15 protein-coding genes are annotated in these 19,741 nt (G+C 70.7%); 5 read left to right on the forward strand and 10 right to left on the reverse strand.

What is annotated here, in order from left to right:
- Positions 1 to 6: 6 nt before the first annotated feature.
- Positions 7 to 3,066 (forward strand): LamG-like jellyroll fold domain-containing protein, encoded by a 3,060-nt coding sequence (locus tag BXA11_RS31175; protein ID WP_083744703.1) that lies wholly within the window; start codon positions 7 to 9, stop codon positions 3,064 to 3,066.
- A gap of 72 nt (positions 3,067 to 3,138) precedes the next feature.
- Here the strand turns inward: BXA11_RS31175 and sigJ are convergent, their stop codons facing one another.
- From sigJ to BXA11_RS31205, 6 genes are all read right to left on the reverse strand, one after another.
- A complete protein-coding gene (gene sigJ, locus BXA11_RS31180; RefSeq protein WP_076440334.1) occupies positions 3,139 to 4,041 on the reverse strand; it encodes an RNA polymerase sigma factor SigJ in 903 nt (300 codons plus the stop codon).
- A gap of 32 nt (positions 4,042 to 4,073) precedes the next feature.
- Positions 4,074 to 4,460 carry a DoxX family protein gene (locus tag BXA11_RS31185; RefSeq protein WP_076440252.1) on the reverse strand — a complete coding sequence of 129 codons (387 nt, stop codon included), beginning with the start codon at positions 4,458 to 4,460 and terminating at the stop codon, positions 4,074 to 4,076.
- A 7-nt stretch (positions 4,461 to 4,467) separates the two neighbouring features.
- Positions 4,468 to 5,343, reverse strand: coding sequence for an NAD(P)H-binding protein (locus BXA11_RS31190; RefSeq protein WP_076440254.1), 876 nt, complete (start codon positions 5,341 to 5,343; stop codon positions 4,468 to 4,470).
- 19 nt (positions 5,344 to 5,362) lie between these two features.
- Complete coding sequence (locus tag BXA11_RS31195; protein ID WP_076440256.1) at positions 5,363 to 6,247, reverse strand: NmrA family NAD(P)-binding protein; 885 nt, start codon at positions 6,245 to 6,247, stop codon at positions 5,363 to 5,365.
- Between the two features lie 202 nt (positions 6,248 to 6,449).
- Positions 6,450 to 7,925 carry a glycoside hydrolase family 43 protein gene (locus BXA11_RS31200; RefSeq protein WP_076440258.1) on the reverse strand — a complete coding sequence of 492 codons (1,476 nt, stop codon included), beginning with the start codon at positions 7,923 to 7,925 and terminating at the stop codon, positions 6,450 to 6,452.
- Between the two features lie 83 nt (positions 7,926 to 8,008).
- Positions 8,009 to 8,938, reverse strand: coding sequence for an oxidoreductase (locus BXA11_RS31205; RefSeq protein ID WP_076440260.1), 930 nt, complete (start codon positions 8,936 to 8,938; stop codon positions 8,009 to 8,011).
- 55 nt (positions 8,939 to 8,993) lie between these two features.
- Here BXA11_RS31205 and BXA11_RS31210 point away from each other — a divergent pair, with 55 nt between their 5' ends.
- Positions 8,994 to 9,425, forward strand: a complete 432-nt coding sequence (locus BXA11_RS31210) for a MerR family transcriptional regulator (protein WP_076440262.1) — start codon at positions 8,994 to 8,996, stop codon at positions 9,423 to 9,425.
- A 223-nt stretch (positions 9,426 to 9,648) separates the two neighbouring features.
- Here the strand turns inward: BXA11_RS31210 and BXA11_RS31215 are convergent, their stop codons facing one another.
- Complete coding sequence (locus BXA11_RS31215; protein WP_239105040.1) at positions 9,649 to 10,158, reverse strand: VOC family protein; 510 nt, start codon at positions 10,156 to 10,158, stop codon at positions 9,649 to 9,651.
- Between the two features lie 171 nt (positions 10,159 to 10,329).
- Here BXA11_RS31215 and BXA11_RS31220 point away from each other — a divergent pair, with 171 nt between their 5' ends.
- The gene (locus BXA11_RS31220) at positions 10,330 to 10,842 is read left to right on the forward strand and encodes a DUF6461 domain-containing protein (RefSeq protein ID WP_076440264.1); all 513 of its coding nucleotides are present in this window, start codon (positions 10,330 to 10,332) and stop codon (positions 10,840 to 10,842) included.
- Between the two features lie 88 nt (positions 10,843 to 10,930).
- On the opposite strand, the gene BXA11_RS31225 is transcribed toward BXA11_RS31220, so the two are convergent.
- The gene (locus BXA11_RS31225) at positions 10,931 to 11,446 is read right to left on the reverse strand and encodes a GNAT family N-acetyltransferase (RefSeq protein ID WP_076440266.1); all 516 of its coding nucleotides are present in this window, start codon (positions 11,444 to 11,446) and stop codon (positions 10,931 to 10,933) included.
- Between the two features lie 88 nt (positions 11,447 to 11,534).
- Between BXA11_RS31225 and BXA11_RS44940 the strand changes: the two genes are divergently transcribed.
- Both BXA11_RS44940 and BXA11_RS31235 read left to right on the forward strand, forming a co-directional pair.
- A complete protein-coding gene (locus BXA11_RS44940) occupies positions 11,535 to 11,711 on the forward strand; it encodes a tyrosine-type recombinase/integrase (protein WP_244303598.1) in 177 nt (58 codons plus the stop codon).
- A gap of 243 nt (positions 11,712 to 11,954) precedes the next feature.
- Complete coding sequence (locus tag BXA11_RS31235; protein ID WP_076440270.1) at positions 11,955 to 16,043, forward strand: golvesin C-terminal-like domain-containing protein; 4,089 nt, start codon at positions 11,955 to 11,957, stop codon at positions 16,041 to 16,043.
- A gap of 128 nt (positions 16,044 to 16,171) precedes the next feature.
- Here the strand turns inward: BXA11_RS31235 and BXA11_RS31240 are convergent, their stop codons facing one another.
- Both BXA11_RS31240 and BXA11_RS31245 read right to left on the reverse strand, forming a co-directional pair.
- Positions 16,172 to 16,585 (reverse strand): hypothetical protein, encoded by a 414-nt coding sequence (locus BXA11_RS31240; protein WP_030512551.1) that lies wholly within the window; start codon positions 16,583 to 16,585, stop codon positions 16,172 to 16,174.
- Positions 16,586 to 16,814: 229 nt separating this feature from the next.
- Positions 16,815 to 19,613 (reverse strand): AfsR/SARP family transcriptional regulator, encoded by a 2,799-nt coding sequence (locus BXA11_RS31245; protein WP_076440274.1) that lies wholly within the window; start codon positions 19,611 to 19,613, stop codon positions 16,815 to 16,817.
- Between the last annotated feature and the right edge of the window lie 128 nt (positions 19,614 to 19,741).

The following is a 19,741-nucleotide window of genomic DNA, read 5'->3' on the forward strand; positions in this document are numbered from 1 at the left end:
CCACCCATGTCCCGATCGGCATTTCCCCCGGGGAGTGCTTCAGCCCCGCGCCTCGGCCGCAGTCGCTTCCGGAGCGCGTCCCGCCGCGCGGCGGCCCTGGCGGCCGCGCTCGCGAGTGTGGCCGCCGGAGCCGCCCTCTCCGCCACGCCCGCGTCCGCGGCCACGGCGCCGACCACCGCGCCGGCCCCCGCGGCCACGCTCGTGGTGAAGGCCGACCAGCCGTTCCGCCCGGTCACGCATGTCGCGACGGGCTCCCTGTACGGCCTCGCCGACGACGCGACGCCCTCCGACGACCTGGTCAAGGCCATCAAGCCGAACACGTTCGTCCAGATGGCCGTGGGCGGCAAGCAGCAGGCGAAGGGCGACGTGCTGGTGGTCGCCGGCAAGGCGGCCAGAGCGGGCGCGAAGGTCGTCAACCGCCTGTCGGACTACTACGCGGGCTGGCCGTACAGGTTCAGCTGGGACACCTGGCCAGGCGTCGTGGAGCAGCAGGTCAAGGCCGTCCAGGCGTCCGGAGCGACGAACATGGTGGCCTGGGAGCTGTGGAACGAGTCGGACAACACCTGGCTCGCGTCCAACGGCACCTACGAGGACTTCTGGACGAAGACCTTCCGCCAGGTGCGGTCGCTCGACCCGACCACGCCGATCCAGGGCCCGAGCTTCTCCGACAACATCAACGACATGGAGAACTTCCTGCGGAACGCGGTCGAGACCGACACGGTTCCGGACATCATCTCCTGGCACGAACTGATCAACTCGGGCAAGATCGTTGGTGACCTCGCCAAGGTCGACGCCATCATGAAGGACCTCGGCATCAGCCCCCGCCCGATCTCGATCGAGGAGTACGCGGCGCCGTCCGAGGTCGGCATTCCGGGCTCCCTGGTGGGATACATCGCGAAGTTCGAGCGATACGGCATCCACGACGCGGAGCTCGCGTTCTGGAACGGCTACGGCGCGCTCGGCGACCTGCTGACCGGGACCGGCGGGAAGCCGAACGGCGCCTACTGGCTCTACAAGTGGTACGCCGACATGAGCGGGGACATGGTCACCACCACCCCGCCCAACGCCACGACCGGCCTCGACGGCGCAGCCGCCGTGCCCGCCGACAAGAAGCAGGTGAGCGTGGTCTTCGGCGGCGGCAGCGGCGCCACCGCCGTCAAGGTCGACGGACTGGACAAGCTCGCCCTGGGCGGCACCGTCCACGCGAAGCTCGAGTACACCCCGTCGTACGGGCGCACCAACCCCGTCGCCGGCCCGATCACCATCTCCGACACCCTCTACCAGGTGACCGACGGCTCCATCACCGTGCCGGTGGCGATGAGCTCCGCCGACGCCTACCACCTGGTGGTCAGCGGCGACGGTGAGGCGACCGACCTCGAGAGCACCTATCGGATCACCAACCTCAACAGCGGGCTCGCGCTCGACACCCACGATGCGGGGACGTCGGCCGGGACCCTCGTCAACCAGGCCACCGTCGCGGGCGGCGCCACGCAGCGGTGGAAGCTGGTCTCCACCGGCTCCGGCCTCCACAAGGTGGTCAACGCGGCCAGCGGGCTGGTGCTCGGGGTGAAGGACGCCTCGTCAGGCAACGGCGCGACCGCCGTCGTGGAGACCGACACCGGCGGCAACACCCAGCTCTGGCAGGTCGTGCCCGACGGGAAGGGCCACAACCAGCTCGTGAACTACGACACGGGCATGGTGCTCGCCGTCGACGGCATGAGCAAGGACTCGGGCGCCCAGGTCGTGCAGTGGAGTGACACCACCGTCACGTCCTCCGGCATCGGCGGCACCCGGGTGACCGGCAAGCTCGGCAAGGCCGTCGCGCTGTCCGGAGCCAACCAGTATGTCAACGTGCCGCGCGGCGCGGTGAGCGGCGTCACGGGCGACTTCACGGTCTCGACGTGGGTCAACCCCACGAAGAACTCCACATGGTCGCGCGTGTTCGACTTCGGCACCGGCGCGTCGAACTACATGTTCCTGACGCTCACCAATGGCGCCGGGCTCCGGTTCGCCATCACGACCAGCGGCGCCGGCGGGGAGCAACTGATCAGCTCCACCACGTCGCTCCCGCTCAACACCTGGTCGCTGGTGACGGTGACCGTGTCCGGCACCACCGGCACCCTCTACGTCAACGACAAGGTCGCAGGCACCAACGCCAACCTCACCCTGCACCCGTCCAGTCTCGGCAACACCACCCAGAACTGGATCGGCCGCTCGCAGTATTCGGGGGACCCCTACCTGGCCGCCGCGGTGGACGACTTCAACGTCTACAGCCGCGCGCTGACCGCGTCCGAGGTGTCCACCCTCGCGACCGGGCAGGCCGGATCGGGCGACGTCCTGCGCTACACGTTCGACGAGAGCGCCGGAACGGCCGTCGCCGACTCGTCGGGCAACGGACGCAACGCGACCCTCGTCGCCAGCCCGGCGCCCGCGACCGGCGCCGCCGCCGTCCCCGACCACTTCTGGACCCTCGCGCCCTACCTGACGATCAAGGGCGTCTCGGTGGCCGACGGCGCCACCGTCTCCGGCACGCCGACCTTCACCGTCGACCTCGGCGGCGCCGCGTCGGACGTGTCCTACACCTACATCGAACTCAACCGCGACGGTGTCTGGCTGACCGACAACACCAAGGCGCCCGGCAGCCACAACGACGGGCTCCACCCCGACCTCGTCGTCGACACCACCGCCTACCCGAACGGCACCTACCAGCTCAAGATCGACGCGGTCGGCGCGAACGGGCTGACCACCGAGCGGATCGTCCCCATCGTCATCGGCAACCCTCCGGCCTGGGCCGCCACCTCGGTCTACGACACCGACGACCAGGTGTCCTACAAGGGCTCGGTCTGGCGCGCCTCGTGGTGGACGAAGAACCAGGCCCCCGGCGACCCGTACGGCCCGTGGCAGGAGATCGTGTCCACGTCGGACGGCACCGCCGTCTGGACCCCGTCACGGATCTTCCTCGCCGGCGACCGGGCGGAATACCAGGGCGTCGCCTACGAGGCGAAGTGGTGGACCCGCAACCAGAAGCCGGGCGACCCGAACGGTCCCTGGTCGCGCATCGGATAAAACCGGCCGATGTCGTGGGCCGGGCGTCCTGGTTGAAGCAGGTGCGGGCGCCCGGCCCTTCACCGTGTCGTGTCATGCGGGTCCCGGGGTCTCGGCACCGTCTCCGGAGATGGTGCCGAGCTTGTCGGGGTTGCTGACCACGTAGATGTCGCACACCTGCTCCCCGCCCGCGTCGAGATCGAGCACCATCACCGCGAGGGGCGCGTCCTCCTCGAAGACGACCACGGAGGGGTCACCGTTGACCTGGCGGTAGCGGACGTCCACGCCGCCGCGCGCGTTGGCCACGACCACACGGGCGACGTTGTCGCGGCCACGGATCGGACGCGGCCCGCCCGCCGCCGACTTGCCTCCGCCGTCGGGCCACAGGACGACGTCCGGCGCGAGCATCTCCATCAGCGCGGGCAGGTCACCGCCGAACGCCGCCTCGATGAAGCGCTCGGTCACCTCCCGGTGCGTACGCCGGTCGACCCGGGCGCGGGGGCGCCGCGCCTGCACGTGTTCGCGGGCCCGGTGGGCGACCTGCCGGATCGCGGCCGGGCTGCGGTCCAGCATGTCGGCGATCTCGGTGTGCTGGTAGGCGAACACCTCGTGCAGGACGAACACGGCCCGCTCCAGCGGGGTGAGCGTCTCCAGGATCACCAGCAGCGCGATCGACACCGACTCCCCGCGTACGGCGGGCTCCGCGGCGTCGGGCCCCGTGACCAGCGGTTCCGGCAGCCACGGGCCCAGGTAGGTCTCCTTGCGCCTGCGCAACGCGCTCTGATGGGCGAGGGCCTGGTTGACCGCGACACGCACCAGGTAGGCGCGGGGATTGTCGATGCCGGCCACATCCCGTGCCGTCCACGCGAGCCACGTCTCCTGGAGCACGTCCTCGGTGTCGCCGACCGTGCCGAGCATGGTGTAGACGATGGAGAACAACAGCTCGCGGTGGCCGGCGAACACCTCGGAGGCGTCGGCCGGGGGACTTTCACGCATCATGGGACTCCTTACCGCTAACGGATACCGGATCAGCGCGTCGCGTGCAGCACCAGGGCGGGATCGAGCGCCAGCGTGGCGACCGCCAGGCCGAGGAACACGATCGCCAGGTAGAACTGGGGCGAGAAGTCGCCGATGCGCAGATGGGTGTACAGGGCGCAGACGAAATAGAGGACGAGGCCCGCGGCGGCGGCCGTGCCGACGAGGGGCACGCCGAGCAGCCCCAGCGCGAGTCCCAGCGCGCCCAGGGCCTTCAGCGCGCCGATCGGCCAGACCAGCCACGACTCCGGCACGCCGGCTCGGGCGAGCGCGGGGCCGAGGGTACGCATGATCGGCGCGAACCGGGTCATGGCCGCGAATCCGGAGAACGTGTCGAATGCGATGGTCACCACAGCGGCGACGACGTAGGCGGTCGGCATCGGAGGCTCATCCGTTCCGGAAGGCGGCGACGTGGTCGGCCACCCAGTCGGCGTACGTCCGTGCCGGACGGCCGAGGACCTTGTCGAGCTCACCCGTCGGGGGGTGCTGGTCGCGGCCGGCGTAGTGGTCATACCGGGCCATCAGCGTACGCACGAACGGCTCGGGCAGCCCCACGCCGATCAGGTGCGCGGCGACGGCCCGCGACGGGACATCCTCGAAGCGCAGGGGCCTGCCGAGCGCGGCGGCGAGCACCGCCACCATTTCCTCGTGCGACAGCGACTCCGGCCCGGTGAGCTCCAACCGGCGGCCCGCCAGTGCGTCGGGGAGCAGGTCGTCGGTGAGCAGCGCGCGGGCCGCGACCTCGGCCAGATCCCGCTCGTCGAGCACGGACTCCCGGAAGCCCGCGTGCACGTAGCGCACGACGTCTCCGGCCCGGATCTGGGCGCCCCACGCCTGGAGGGTGTTGCCGGCGAAGGCGCTGGCGCGCAGGCTGGTCCAGGCCAGGCCGCTGGCGACGGCCGCTTCCTCGGCCTCCTTGTTCCGGTCGCCCCGCCAACGAGACGGCTGCAGGTCGAACGGGTCGTCGATGTTCAACGCCGACAGGGCCACCACTCTGCGCACGCCCCGCTCGGCGGCCAGGGCCAGGAGCCCGTCGGCGGAGTCGCCGAAGGTGCGCGGGTGCAGGAAGACCGCCTCGATGCCGGCGAAGTGCCCGGCCATCGTGCCGGGCCGGGCCGGATCGCCCTGGACGACCTCCACGCCGTACGGCAGGGCCGCGTCGCGCGGAGATCGGCTCACGGCGCGCACGCGGGCGCCTTCGGCGAGGAGTCGCTGGACGATGAGACGACCGACCGCGCCGGTCGCTCCGGTGACGAGGATCATGGGTTTCGCCTTCGTGAGGTCAGCGCGGGCCGGTGGGCAGGAAGTGACGGGCGTTGTCGGCGGCCCATTGGGCGAACGTGCGCGGCGGCCGGCCGACGACCTGCTCGACATCGCCGGTGAGCCTGGTGGCGAACTCGCTGGGCGTGCCGTAGACCCGCAGCAGGCTCTCCACCAGGTCCGTCTCGTCGGCTCCCTCGATCTCCGCGAACGCGCGGAAGAGGGCCAGCTGCGGACGCCGGTCCGGCACGCTCCACTCGCGGCGCACCTCGTCGGGGGTGAGCTCCTCGAACCGCAGATCGCGGCCGGTCGCCTCGGCGATGATCGCGACCATCCGCCGTGCGGTCAGCACCTCGGGGCCGGTGAGGTGGTAGGACCTGCCGCCGTGACCGTCCTGCGTCAGCACCGCCGCCGCGACGGCGCCGATGTCGTACTCGTCGACCGGCGGGCTCTGCCGATCGCCGTACGGCTCACGCACCCGCCCGGTGGTCCGCAGCGACTCGCCCCAGTCGTTCAGGAAGTTGGCCATGAACTGCGTCGGCCGCAGGAGGGTCCACTCCAGGCCGCTCGCCGTGACGGCCGGCTCCAGCGTGCCCTCCTGCCAGCCGCCCAGGACGGTGGCCTTGGCGACCCCGGCCCGCTCCGCGAGCGCGACGATGTCGCGTCCGTTGGCGAGAGGCCGGTAGCCGACGCCGAAATTGATCAGGTGGACGGCGGTGACGCCGTCGAAGGCCCCCTCCAGGCCGGCGGCGTCGGTGAGGTCACCGCCCACAGCCTCGACGCCGTACGGCAGGACGGCGCGGCCGGGGTCCCGGGTCAGCGCCCGCACCTTCGCGCCGCGCTCCAGCAGATGGCGGACGACCTGCCGGCCGACGGTGCCGGTGGCTCCGGTGACGAGAATGGTCATGCCGAGTGCTCCTTGTCGACGTGGGTGACGCCGTCCCGCCCGCTGTGCGCGTGCGGGAACGGCCACGCCTCCTAAGAGGACCGGCGGGGAACGAAGTGTGACATCGCGGACGGCGACAGCACTCGACTGTCAGGAGAGGTCCCGGTCAGGGCAGGGTGAGCCAGGGTGACCACGGCCCTGATCGCGGGCGTCCGACGGCGACCTAGTCTGCCGTCCCGGTGTATTCGTACCAGTCGAAGGCGACGACGCCCTCCGCCGCGTACACGCCGATGACCCGCCCGGTGTAGCCACCCGCCACCTCAGTCGACAGGTAGCGTCCGTCGAGCTCGGCGAACGGTGTGAAGCGGCCGTCTTCCTCGACGCCCAGCCGAACCACGTCGGGTGGTGTGCCGACCGCGTCCGACGCCGGTCCGGGGACGATGTCGATGCCGAGCACGATCGGACCGTCGGCGTCGACCGGGCGGGTCGCGACCGGCTGAGCGAGCGGACCGATCCTGGCCAGGCACCGGACGTTGTCCGCGGTGGCCTCGATTCGGTAGTGGTGGTGCTCGTCGAGTCGCACCGCCAGGCCGCCGCAGCCGCTGCCCGGGTCCATGCGGACCCGCACGCGGCAGGTGGTGTGCTGCTGGCGTCGGCCGGCGAACGTCGGAAGCGGATCGTCCAGTGAACCGGCGCCGGCGTGCAGTGTCAGCCAGCTCGGCCGGGCGTCCAGGGAGTAGGCGTGCGGGGGCCGGTGACGGATCGAGAGCCATTGCGGCCCGAGGGTCGTGCCGTCGAAGTGATCCCGTTCATGGACGCCGACGGCTGGACCACCCGGAGACACGGGCGCGGGCTGCGGCCAGCCGTCCACCCACCGGACCGGAGTGAGGAAGGTCTCGCGACCCAGGACGTGGTAGCCGGGCGTGACGCCGCGAGGACGGACGCCGAGCAGCAGCATCTGCCACGACCCGTCCGGCGCCCGGACCAGGTCACCATGGCCGGTGTTCTGGATCGGTGAGCTGGTGCTGCGGTGGCTGAGGACCGGGTTGGCCGGGCAGCCCTGGAACGGACCGGTGGCCGTCGGCGCCCGGGCCACCGAGACCGCGTGACCACGCGCGGTGCCGCCCTCGGCGATCAGCAGATACCAGTTCCCGTCGATCCGGTAGAGGTGTGGCGCTTCCGGTGCGGCGAGGCCGGTGCCGGACCACAGGGGACGGGGCGCGTCGAGGATCTTTCCCCGCAGCGGGTCTATGGGCACCTGCATGATCGTGCCTGCCTCGGCGCCGAAGGTGGCGTAGGTGCACCAGCAGGTCCCGGTCTCATCCCAGGCGAGGTCCGGATCGACACCGGGCAGGTCGTCGACCACGATCGGGTCCGACCAGGGGCCGGCCGGATCTCGGGCCGTCACGATGAAGTGGCCCCGGTCGGAGACGTTGGTCGTCATCAGCAGAAACAGGCCGTCGTGGTGGCGCAGGGTGGGCGCGTAGATCCCGCCGGAGGACGGCGCGGTGACCAGGCGCAACTGGGACGGCCGGTCGAGCGCGTTGCCGATCTGGGTCCATGCCGTCAGGTCGCGGCTGTGGAAGATCGGTACGCCCGGGTAGTACTCGAAGCTGGAGCAGGCCAGGTAGTAGTCGTCGCCGACCTGGCACACGCTCGGGTCGGGATGGAACCCCGGGATCACCGGGTTGACGACCATCGCGATGTCCTCTCTGTCCTAGGCGATTCTCGGGTGGAAGCAATCGGGCGGCAACTGCTGCGCGTCCGGCCGGAGGCCGGGGCTCAGCGGACGAGGTCGAGGCCCGTCATGTCGGCCGAGAGCGCCCAGAGACGGGCTGCCTCGCCGTCGTCTCCCGGGCCGCCGTCGGCGATGCGGCAGTCGGCGCAGTAGTCGCCGCCGCGCCCGTCGAGCTCGCGCGATGTGGCGGCCCAGACCAGTGTCGCCGCGCCCTGTTCGGGTGTCCTGAACAGGCCGGGCGCCGCATTGCCCGCAGCGTCGATCCAGCCGGCGGCGACCATCTCGTCGATCGTGAGGTGCCGCTGCAGCGGAGTGAGGATCCAGCCGGGGTTGACCGAGAAGGCGCGGACCCCGTACGGCGCGCCCAGTCGGTCCAGGTGGCGGGCGAACAGGATGTTCGCGAGCTTGGACTGCGCGTACGCGGCCCACTTGTCATAGCCACGGGTGAACTGAAGGTCGTCCCACCGGATGCGCCAGTCCGCGCTGTAGCCCGAGGAGACCGAGACGACGCGGGCCGCACCGGCGGCGGTGAGGGCGGGCCACAGCAGCTGCGTCAGCGCGTAGTGGCCGAGATGGTTGGTGGCGAACTGCGCCTCCCAGCCGGGCCCCACCCGGGTTTCGGGGCAGGCCATGATCCCGGCGCCGGCGATCAGGATGTCGAGGGTGGCCTGCCTGCGCAGGAACCGCTCGGCGAACGCTCGTACGGAATCCAGGTCGGCGAGGTCGAGCCGGTCGATCTCGACCCCTTGGGTGCCGGCCAGTGCCTGGTGTGCCGACTCGGGCCGGCGAGCCGGGACGATGACTCGTGCGCCGGCGTCGGCGAGCGCACGGGTGGCCGCGAGGCCCAGGCCGGAATAGCCGCCGGTGACAACCGCGGTCCTGCCGGTGAGGTCGCCCCCGTCGAGGACCTCGCCGGCGGTGCGGCCCGTGCCGAATGCGCTTGACCCTGTGCCGCTGGTCGTGTCGCTGGTCATGCGGCAGACGCTAGGTGCTAGACCGAGGTCTAGGTCAACTGGCTAAGATCGGCCGATGAGGGCTGAAGTTCTGCATATCGGCGAGGTGGCCAGGCGCACCGGGTTGAGCGTGCACGCGCTGCGGCTGTACGAGCGTGCGGGGCTACTCGCGGGCGAGGTGCGGCGCGATGAGACCGGCCGGCGGGTGTACAGCACCTGGGACGTCGAGTGGCTGGGCAACTGCGTGAAGTTCCGTGCCTCCGGCATGCCGCTGGCGACGATCAGCCGGCTGGCCCGGCTCGTCCGCGAGGGCAGCGGCAACGAAGCGGAACGGCTCGAGGTGCTGCGCGAGCACCGGCGCCACGTCATCGCGCAACTCGCGCAGCTGCAGGACTGCCTCGACCTCATCGACGGCAAAGTGGCGGCGTACGAACGACACCTCGCCGCCGATGGCACCGGAGAGCCCTGGCAGCAGCCGATGCCGGACGCCGTGACCCCGGCTCCCTGATCCCGCACACGCAGCGGAGGCAGGCCGCCCGCTGAGGAGTGGTCGACTTCAGGCACGCGGTGGCGGCCGTGGTGCTCAGGGAGCCGCGACGGGAAGCACACGAAGGGCCGCGGCCTGCGCAATCGCGGGGATCGACTCCCGAACGGGAAGAAAAGTGGCGGAACGGCCGTGGCGTCGCGCAGTAGGGCAGATGGCTTCGAGACAGGTCCTCGTCGCGTTTCGATCAGATCAGGCCCTGGTCGGTCCAGTTGAAGCCCTTGTTGCGGCACAGGCAGAAGGGGTGGCCGATCGGGTCGGTGTAAACCCGCCAGCCGTAGCCGTTGGGGCCCACGAAGTCCTGCTGCAGCGTCGCGCCTAGGTCGAGGACGCGGCGCTGCTCGGACTCGATCTCGTCTACTTCGAAGTCGAGGTGGAACTGCTTGGGGTGCTCGCTGTCCGGCCACTGCGGAGCGCGGTAGTCGTCCACCCGGATGAAGGCCAGCTCGATCTCGCCGAACTTGATGCCGGCCCAGTTCTCGTGGCTGCCTTCCTTGATCGGGCGGCCCGTCACCTCGGAGTAGAAGGCTGCCAGCTTCATCGTGTCCGGGCAGTCGATGATGAAATCGGTGAGTCGCAGCATCCCGCGATCTTTCCACAAGATCGAGGGAGCCTTGCCTATGAGCGAGGCCTTGGTGATCACTTCGGAGCCGCAGCGCCCCTCCGAGGCGGCGAGGCTGTTCTCGGGGGGATCCACTCGCCAAGGTCCTCACGTCGGAGGTGGGGGTCGGCCGGTAGCAGGCGGATCTCGGGGCGGTCGCCCATCCATCGGATTTGGAAGGGCAGTCGGCTTCCTTGCCGTACAGCTTCTTTGTCGGACTCGCATGCCAGAGTCACCATGATCTGTCCCGGAGAGAGCAGGATTCTCATGAGCGACTACGACTGGCTCGATGACGATGCGTTCTGCGCAACCTTCGTCCGCGGCCTTACCCCGCACGAGGCGCTGGCCCGCCTTGGCATCGAGGTATTCGACGGCGATGACGAAGAGGGCGAGATCGAGGAGGGCCTCATCTCTGCCCGCTGGGCCGAGGGCGGCACCATTCTGAGCGAGTGGAACGGCTTCGCCGGCACGCTGGACGAGGTGCTGCGGCCCTTGTCGGCCGGGACGGTCACGGCCAGTGTCTTCGTCAACGTGAACAGGGTCGCGTCCTTCGAGCACTACGTTGACGGCCGCAGCGTTCTGTCCTTCGATCCGCTGTTTCCCGGCCACGAGGACGGCATCCCGGAGGACTACCTGGCCGACCGGGTCGAGCTCGGGCTGGTCGGCGACAAGTCGGAGGGCGGGCTCGCCGCTGCGATGCTGCTGGCCGAGCGCATCACCGAGGTGCGGCCGAACGCTTCAAGCGACGTCGTGGCTGCCCACGGCGTTCTCGATTATTGAGCCGCTTCGGCCCCTTTCCACAGCTCGACAGTGCAGCCCCTGAAGCTTGTTCGAGCCAGGCGCCGTCGGCGGTGGCCAGGCGGGCTCGTCAGGCGGCGTGCACCCAGGTGAGAAGTTCGTAGGTGCGTCCCTTGTCGGTTACCCGGTCAGGTGCTTCGTCCGTGAGCTGGAAACCGACTCTTTGGGCTACCGCGATGCTGGCGTGGTTGTCGGGCTCGATCTGTGCGTACAGGCGAGGCATAGCCAGCGTTCGATGGGCGTGCTCAGTTATCAGCCGGACTGCGCGAGCGGCCAAGCCCTGTCCCCGGTAGGCGGCGCCGAGGCCGTACCCAAGACTGCTTGTCTCCAAGTTCAGCAAGACCTCGCCTCGCGGCTGTCGTCCATCGACGGTGATAGCGAAGTGAAGGCGCCGGCCGCCGGCCTGGGTTCTTTGGATCATCCGCAAGTACTCCTGTGCGGCGGCCAAGTCGAAGGGAGAGGGAAGCGGGGTGCGATAGGCGATGTCCGGGGTGTCGAAAAGTTCCACCATCGCCGGCGCATCATGCTCGGTCCAGTGCCGCAGCAAGACGTCGTACCCGGTCAACATGACGTCGGACATGCTCATGGATGCCTCCGGCAGGGGGAATCGTCGGGCGCATACTTTCGCATACCTCGGCATCGAAGACGCCGCTCATGCGCGTGCTGCGAGGCGTTTGTCAGGCAGCATCGCGGCGGCGACGCTGCTCTTGGAGCAGGGGATCGACATGCGGGTCGTTCAGGTGATCCTCGGCCACTCCCAGCTCACCACGACGAAGCGCTACACCCACGTCACCGAGAACCTGGCCGGCGACGCCATGGCGCGGATAGGCCGGGCGCTGTGGGACGAGTGAACCCATCTCGACGGTGCGGTGGGAGAAAGGGCTCGCTTGACGGGACCTTGACGCCCCTGGCCCCGAGGGCCGCACGCCCCGGCCGTGCGGGCCTGGTGAGGCGCGCGCACGGCCGCGAATGGCAAGCCCGTGTCAAGCCGGTCTCGCGATGCTGTCGGAGACCTTATAGGTCGGCGTCGCCCGGTTTCGGCCTTCGGTTCTCCTCTCCCCTTGTCTCCCCGTCATACCGACCCCTGGAGCGTTATGAGACACCACCGGCGACGGCTGCCGCTTCTCGGCGCCACGATCGCCGCCTGTCTGTCCGTACTGACCACCCCCGCGAACATCGCACTGGCCGCCCCCGCGCCCACCGCCCCGGCCGCCTCCGCCGCCCCGGGGTCCGCCCAGCCGCCCGCGGACCGGCCGGAACACCTCGACCGATCGTCCGTCCAGCCGGCCCAGCGTGACCGCGTGCTCGGCGCGAACTGGCAGAAGTCCACTGATGTCGCCGTCACCACGGCCGGCGACGCGACCGGGTTCCACGTGCTCACGGCGACGGCCGGAACGGGCTACCAGTGGCGGACCGTCGCCACGCTCAGCGAGCCCGGCATGGACACCGACCAGTGGATCGGCAACGCCTGCCTGACCGGATCCGGCAAGAAGATCGTGGCCGTCTACGCGCCGCGCCACTTCACCAACCGGTCCTGGCTGTTCAGCCGGGGCGCGTTCGCCGCGATCATCGACGCCGAGACCGGCGCGGTCACCAAGCTCAAGGACCAGGTGACTCTCGCCTACTTCAACCCGGGCTGCGGCGCCGGTGACACGGTCGCGCTCACACAGGGCGTCAGCGAGCAGCGCGACACCACGCGCCTGCTCATGGTGGACACCGCCACCAAGCGCGTGACCCGGGCCGTCGTGGCCTCCGGCCAGGTCACCTCGGCCGTCCCCGTGGGAGACACGCTGGTGGCGGCGCACGGGCCGCGGCTCGTGGAGGTGCGGACCGGCGGCGAGCTGAAGCAGCTCGCGGACACGGGCTCGGTGCCCTTCGACCTCCGCGCGACCGCCGACGGCGGCGTGGCCTTCGCGGCGCGCGACGGCGCGACCGTGACGATCCGGCAGTACCTGCGCGGGGAGACCCGGGAGCTGGCGTCGGGTCCCCTGGGCGAGCTGGCAGTGCACGCCGGCACGAACGGCCGCGTCTTCCTCGTGGGCAAGACCGAGCGGCGCGGTGCCCTGCCCCAGGCCGTGTCGGTGCTGGACGCGCCGGCGACGGCCGACGTGTCCTCGGAGGGCGGTCTGGCGATCACGGCGGCGGCGCGGCGAGGACTGCGCGCCGGACCCGGCGCCCCACCCGCCGGGCGGCCGGACCCCGCCGCCTCCCAGGGCGACGACAAGCGCGGCGTCAGCCCTGACATGCCGGACGGGGAGCCCGTCGACATCACCGCGCGGGTCGTCGCGACGAAGGCGGACGTCGGCTTCGAGGTGCAGCCCGGCGCGGACCTCGCCCCCGACGCCTCCTCGGGACGTGTGGCCAACCCCCGGCTGGCGCTGACCTCCAAGACGGCGGGCGCCGCCGTGACCGCGGCCGTCACCGGGACCGTCGACCAGGGCTACACCTGCGCCGTCCCGCGCAACGACCCGGCGATCCAGGTGTACCAGCCGCACTGGCGCCAGGTGGAGTGGGCGGTGGACCAGCTCGTCTTCAAGAACCGGCTGCAGGTGACGCGCCCGAACAACTGGAAGGGCTCGGGGCTGCCCGGGTGGAACCCGCAGACCGAGTTCCCCGCCCCGGACCTGCAGGGAGGCGGCCGCATCCCTGTGTCGATCATGTTCGGCATCCTCGCGCAGGAGTCCAACCTCTGGCAGGCCCAGCGGAGTGTGCAGGAGGGCGAGACCGGTAACCCGCTCGTCGGCAACTACTACGGCGTGAACATCTACGACAGCGACCCCACCAACGACTGGGCGGTCGACTTCTCCCAGTCCGACTGTGGGTACGGCATCTCCCAGCAGACCGACAACATGAGAAAGGGTGCCCCCGGGTGGGACGCCGACAAGCAGAAGCGGGTGGCCCTCGACTACGTCACCAACATCGCCGCGGGGATGTCCACCCTGGCGAGCAAGTGGAACCAGATCTGGACCGACACCAACGGGATGGCGAAGATCAACGACGGTGACCCGTCGAAGATCGAGAACTGGTATCTCGCCGTCTGGGCGTACAACTCGGGCTGGCACGTCAAGGCCGATGCGTGGGGGCGGGACGCCAACAACCAGCCGAACAACGGCGCGTGGGGTGTGGGCTGGCTGAACAACCCCGCCAACCCCGCGTACCGGCAGGACCGGCACCCGTTCCTGGACGGAAACAGCTACGCCGACGCCGCGCACCCGCAGGACTGGCCCTACCAGGAGAAGGTGCTGGGCTGGGCGGCGTGGCCGATCGCCAAGACCTACCTGGACCCCGCCACGAACAAGCTCGTCACGGAGGGCGGGTACAACTACGCCTGGTGGACCGCCGTCAGCGACCGCACCAAGGTAGTGCCCACCGTCCTCAACACGTCGTTCGTGGACGTCAACGCCTTCTGCGTGCCGTCCTCCGCGGGACCCGACAACAACGAATGTCAGCCGCCCTCGAACAACAGGCCCGGCACGTGCCAGCGGGCGGACTCCAAGTGCTGGTGGCACCTGCCCAAGACGTGGAAGACCTGCCCGTCGACATGCGGTAACGAGGCGTCGCTGCGCTACGACTCGACCTGGGCCGGAACGGAACGCGTCGAACCCACCGACATGTGGACGCCCTGCCTGACGCCCGGGCTCCCACCCGTCACCGGGGACACGACGAAGGTCCTGATCGTCGATGACGTCACCGTCCCGGCGATCCGCGGCGGCTGCGACAACTCCGGGTGGACCAACCACGGCACGCTGACCTTCGAGTTCGCCCAGGACTCCGCCGGCAGGGTGCCCGCCAGGGCCGACTTCCAGCAGCTCGGCAACGGGTTCGGCGGCCATGAGTGGTTCGGGTACACGCGGACGTGGTCCAGGAACGGCGGCGTGATGCAGGTGACCGGCACCTGGAAGCCGGATCAGGCCATCAACGGGTGGGCCCGTGTCCTCGTCCACATCCCGAAACGGCGCGCGGAGACGCAGCAGGCTCCGTACACCGTCGACCTGGGCAACGGCGTCACGGAGACCCGCTACCTGAACCAGAGCCGGGAGCAGAACGAGTGGTACAACCTGGGCGTCTTCCAGTTCGCCGGGACCCCGAAGGTGTCGCTCACCAACCTGAACCTGGAGGGCGACGGCACGGCTGCCATCTCCTGGGACGCGGTCGCCTTCCAGGTGCTCGCGAAACGGCCCAAGCACTTCGTCGTCGCCATGGGTGACTCCATCACCTCGGGTGAAGGAGTCGGCAACTACTACCCCGAGACCGACTTCGAGTACCAGACCCCCCGGTGGAACGCCTGCCGGCGCAGCAAGGACGCCTGGATCAGGCAGACGGTCCTCCCGGGTGAGACCCAGACCATCGGCCAGCTTGCCGACTCCTTCGACCCGAAGCTCGACTTCGCGTTCGTGGCGTGCTCCGGGGCCTGGACACGCGACATGACCGTGGGGCAGTACGACTGGATGGATCAGCCGATCGGATCCTGGTCGGACTACCGGGGGAACGCGGACGGTCGGTTCCGGGAGGCAGCCCAGCTCAACAGCGGCTTCCTGAACAAGAACACGACGCTGGTCGCCCTGTCGGTCGGCGCCAACGACGCGAGGTGGTCCGACGTCATCGCGGAGTGCTACGCCCTCAACTGCAACGACGACGACGGTCATTTCGAGGCCGACATCCCCGCCGTGCTCAACTACCGGACGGTGTCCGGAGACCCGGCGAATGTCGCGGACATCCTCCAGCGGATCGAGACGAAGACGGAGAACAGCAGCCCTGCACGCGGGAAGAAGGCCAAGATCGTGCTCATGGGCTACCCGGACGTGTTCGGCAGCGCGCCGAACTGCGCGCACTTCGACACCTACGAGCGGGCGACCCTGCATGGGGTCGCCGAGTACCTGGTCAACGAGACGAAGGACACCGTCCGGATCCTGAGGGACGCCGGGCTCGAGGTGTCCTTCGCCGACTCCATGCCGGCGTTCACCGGGCACGGAGTGTGCGACAGCGACAGGTGGATCAACCCCGTCATGTTCACCAAGACCGGCCCGGGCGACTTCGGTGACCTCTGGGACGGCTGCATCACCGACGGGGTGCGCTGCGCGAGCCGCAGCTCCATGCACCCCACCAAGAGAGGGGCGACGGAGTTCGCGACGGTGCTCGGCAACCACCTGCGCAGCTCCGGGGTGAACTACACAGGCTGGTAGACACAGGAGAAACGGTGAGGCGGGGCACCTCGTATGGAGGCGCCCCGCCTCACCGTCCCTCCCCGTGGAGGCGCTGCCGGCGACCCGGGCCGCTGGAAGCGGCCCGGGTCGCCGTTCGTCCGGCCAGGTCAGAACGCGTAGTTCCAGTCCCCGTCGGCGTACACGCCGTTGACGTAGAGATAGGTGGTCACCATGCCGACCTTGGCCCAGTCCGCGGATCCGCTGAGGGTGACGTGCCGGGTCGAGCCGATCGAGCCGCCGTTGCTGGCCGACTTGCAGGTCAGCAGGCCCCAGCTGCCGTTGTTCAGGGTCTGATGGCCGCAAACCTCCAGCGTGATCGTGGCGCCCGAGTCGCGGTAGATGTACGCGTCCACGCTCCACGAGTAGTTGCTGAAGGTGACCGTGCCCCAGCTGGCGCTGCCATCGGAGGCCGACTCGCTGAAGCTGCGGGTGACGCCGGCCTCGGCGGGCGAGGCGGTGAGGACGCTGAGGCTCAGGGCGGCCGTGGTCGCCGCGGCGGCGAGCATTCGGGTGGTCTTCATGATGTCTCCGTTTCTTTCGTGTCCCGGAGAGCATCGCCAGGGCGGCTTGACACAGGCTTGCCACTCGCGGCGGCGTGGGGGCGGGACGAGGGGGCGTCGCGGGCGGTCGCGTCAAGGGCATGTCAAGCCGAGAGCCGGATGCTCCCGATGGCCGATCGTGTGGATCGCCGACGAGGAGGATTCCAGATGCGCGAAGTCCGCATCACATCGCGGTCGCGCCGGCTGGCCGTCACGTGCCCGTGCCGGCCAGCCGCTCGTGGACCAGCGCCAGGTCAGGGTGGTCCAGCTCGGTGAGGATGTCGAGGGCCTGACGCCAGATCAGGCGGGCGCCCCGGTCGTCGCCGGCTGCGCGCAGCACGTCGCCGAGCTTCGACAGCGTGTCCGCCTCGAAGTAGCGTTCGCCGGCCTTCCTGAACAGGCCCACCGCGCGTTCGTAACACGAGGCCGCCTCGGCGTGGTCGGCCAGCTTCTGATACCCCAGCCCGAGCCCGTCGAGAGCGGCGGCCTGCCCGTGCAGGTCGCCGGCACGCTCGAACAGCGTCAGCGCCTCCCTGCAGTAGAGGATGGCGTGCTCGGGATGGTCGAGCAGGGCGTGGCTCTGACCGACCGAATTGAGCGCCCGGGCCTCCTCCACCGTGTCGTCGATCAGCCTGACCAGGTGCAGCGCCTGTTCGGCGTTCTCCAGCGCCTCCTGGTAACGGTCCTGGACCCCGTAGAGCCAGCCGAGGTTGTTGTAGCAGCCCGCCTGGCCGCGCACGTCCTGGAGCTCGGTGAACAGCGCGAGCGCGGCGCGCAGGTTCGCCTCCGCCGCCTCGAACATCTGCATCTGCGTGTACGCGGAGGCGAGGTCGCGGTGGCACAGGGCCTGACCGGCGAGGTCCCCGGTCCGGCGGGCCGCGTCGAGCGCGACGGTCTCGGCCTTGGCCCACTCGTCCCAGAAGCCGCGCCGGTCGAGAAAGTCGACCATGGTCCAGGCGAGCCGCCAGGCGTGCGCCGGGAAGCCCTTCGCCACCGACCACGGGACCATCGCCTGCAACACCGGACGTTCCTCGGCGAACCAGGTCATGGCGTGGTCGTAGTCCGGGTGCTCCTGGGGGGCCGCCCCCGGGGCGGGGGGCGCGAGACCGAGTGGGTCCGGGCGCGGATTGATGACCATCGCGGCCACGTGCGCGGTGTGCAGGTAGTGGTCGAGCAGCCGCAGCGGCGCGGCATGGCCCTCGTCGGCGCTGTCCCGGTCGGCGAGCTCCCTGGCGTAGGCGCGCAGCAGGTCGTGCAGGGCGAACCGCCCGGGGAGGTGCTCGGTGACCAGATGGGCGCGGGCCAGTTCCGTGAGCAGGTCGCCCGCCCGCCCGTGCGGAAGCCCGGCCAGGGCGGCGGCGGCCCGCGTGGAGACGTCCGGCCCCGGGTGCAGCGCCAGCAGGCGGAACAGGCGCGCGGCCGGCGCGCCGAGCGTGCGGTACGACCAGGAGAACACCCCCCGCACGTCCGTCGCCCGGTCCTCGCCGCCGAACGGGTCGAGCTCGGCGCCCGCGCCGCGCACCCGCGCCACCAGGTCCGCCAGCGGCAGGTCCGGATCGGTGGCCGCGCGTGCCGCCAGGACGGCGAGGGCGAGGGGCAGGCGCGCGCACAGCGCGACCAGATCGTCGGCCGCCTCGCCCTCGGCCGCGAGCCGCGGCGCGCCGAGGCGGGCGGCCAGCATCTCCCGGGCCTCCCCGGGCGACAGCAGGCCGATCGTGAGCGGCTGCGCGCCCTCCGCCGCGACCAGCCCGGTGAGGGGATCGCGGCTGGTCACCAGGACCAGGCACCTCGCCCCGCCGGGCAGCAGGGGACGGACCTGCTCGGCGTCGCGCGCGTTGTCGAGCACCACGAGCACGCGCCGTCCGGCCAGAAGACTGCGGTACAGCCCGACCAGCGCGTCCGAGTCCTGGGGGATCCGCTCGGGCGGGGTGTTCAACGCGCCCAGGAAGCGGCGCAGCGCGTCGAACGGATCCACCGGCGCGGCGTCCGGATCGAAGCCGCGCAGGTTCACATAGAGCTGCCCGTCCGGGAACCGGTCCCACACTCGGTGGGCCCAGTGGACGGCCAGCGTCGTCTTGCCCACCCCGGCGGTCCCCGACAGGCAGCAGACGGTCATCGACGCGGCCCCGGCGAGGACGGCGTCGAGCCGGGCGACCTCGGCCGTCCGCCCGACGAAGTGGGGGAGGTCCGGCGGGAGCTGCGCCGGCACCGGAGGGCGGGGCTGCACCACGGCCGTACGGGCCGGGTCCGGCGTCCGGGCATGCAGCGAGGCGTCTCCGGCGAGGATCATCTGGTGGAGCCGGCGCAGCTCCGCGGTGGGTTCCAGGCCCAGCTCGCGGCTGAAGTGGGCACGCGCCCTGCGGTACACCGCCAGCGCCTCGGGCGGACGGCCGTCGCGGTAGAGCGCCACCATGTAGGCCCGGATCGGCCTCTCCCTGTCAGGGTGCCTCAGCACCAGGTCGGCGAGCTCGGGCAGCAGCTCCCGGTGCCGGCCGCAGTCCAGCTCGGCCTCCAGGCAGGATTCCAGCGCGGACAGCCGCAGCTCCTCGAGCCCGACGCCGACCCGATCACGCATCCGCTCGTTCGCCACGTCGGCGAGCAGCGGACCGCGCCAGCAGGACAGAGCCTCCCGGAGCAGCCGGGCCCGCTCCCCCGGGTCGGACGTCCGTTGCCCCCGTCCGACGCCCTCCCGGAACCGGTGGACGTCCACCGCGCCGGGGTCGGTCTCGGCCAGGTAGCCGTCGCCTCGGCGGAGCAGCCGGAACCCGCGTCCGCCGGTGCGGTCCGGGTCCAGTGTGCCGCGCAGTCGCGCGACGTGGCTCTGCAGTACGCCGCGCGCGTTGTCCGGCGGCTCGCCCTCCCACAGAAGGTCCAGTAACCGCCCGACGGGTATGACCCGCCCGGTGTCGAGCAGCAGCAGCCCGAGCAGGCACCGCTCCGCCCGCCGCCCGAGTGCCACCTGTCCGTCGACGTCCCATACCTCGACGGGGCCGAGGAGCCGGAAATCCATGCTGACCTCCCCGCCCGCTGACGGCCGCTCCCGTGGGGCGGCGGCGGGTCATCGGCGTTCCGCGACGGTGGCGGCCCACAGTCTATTCGTGCCCGCCGACATATGATCAAGGCGGTGCCCGGCGCCGT

Source organism: Microbispora rosea, assembly GCF_900156315.1.
Classification (GTDB): Bacteria; Actinomycetota; Actinomycetes; order Streptosporangiales; family Streptosporangiaceae; genus Microbispora; species Microbispora rosea.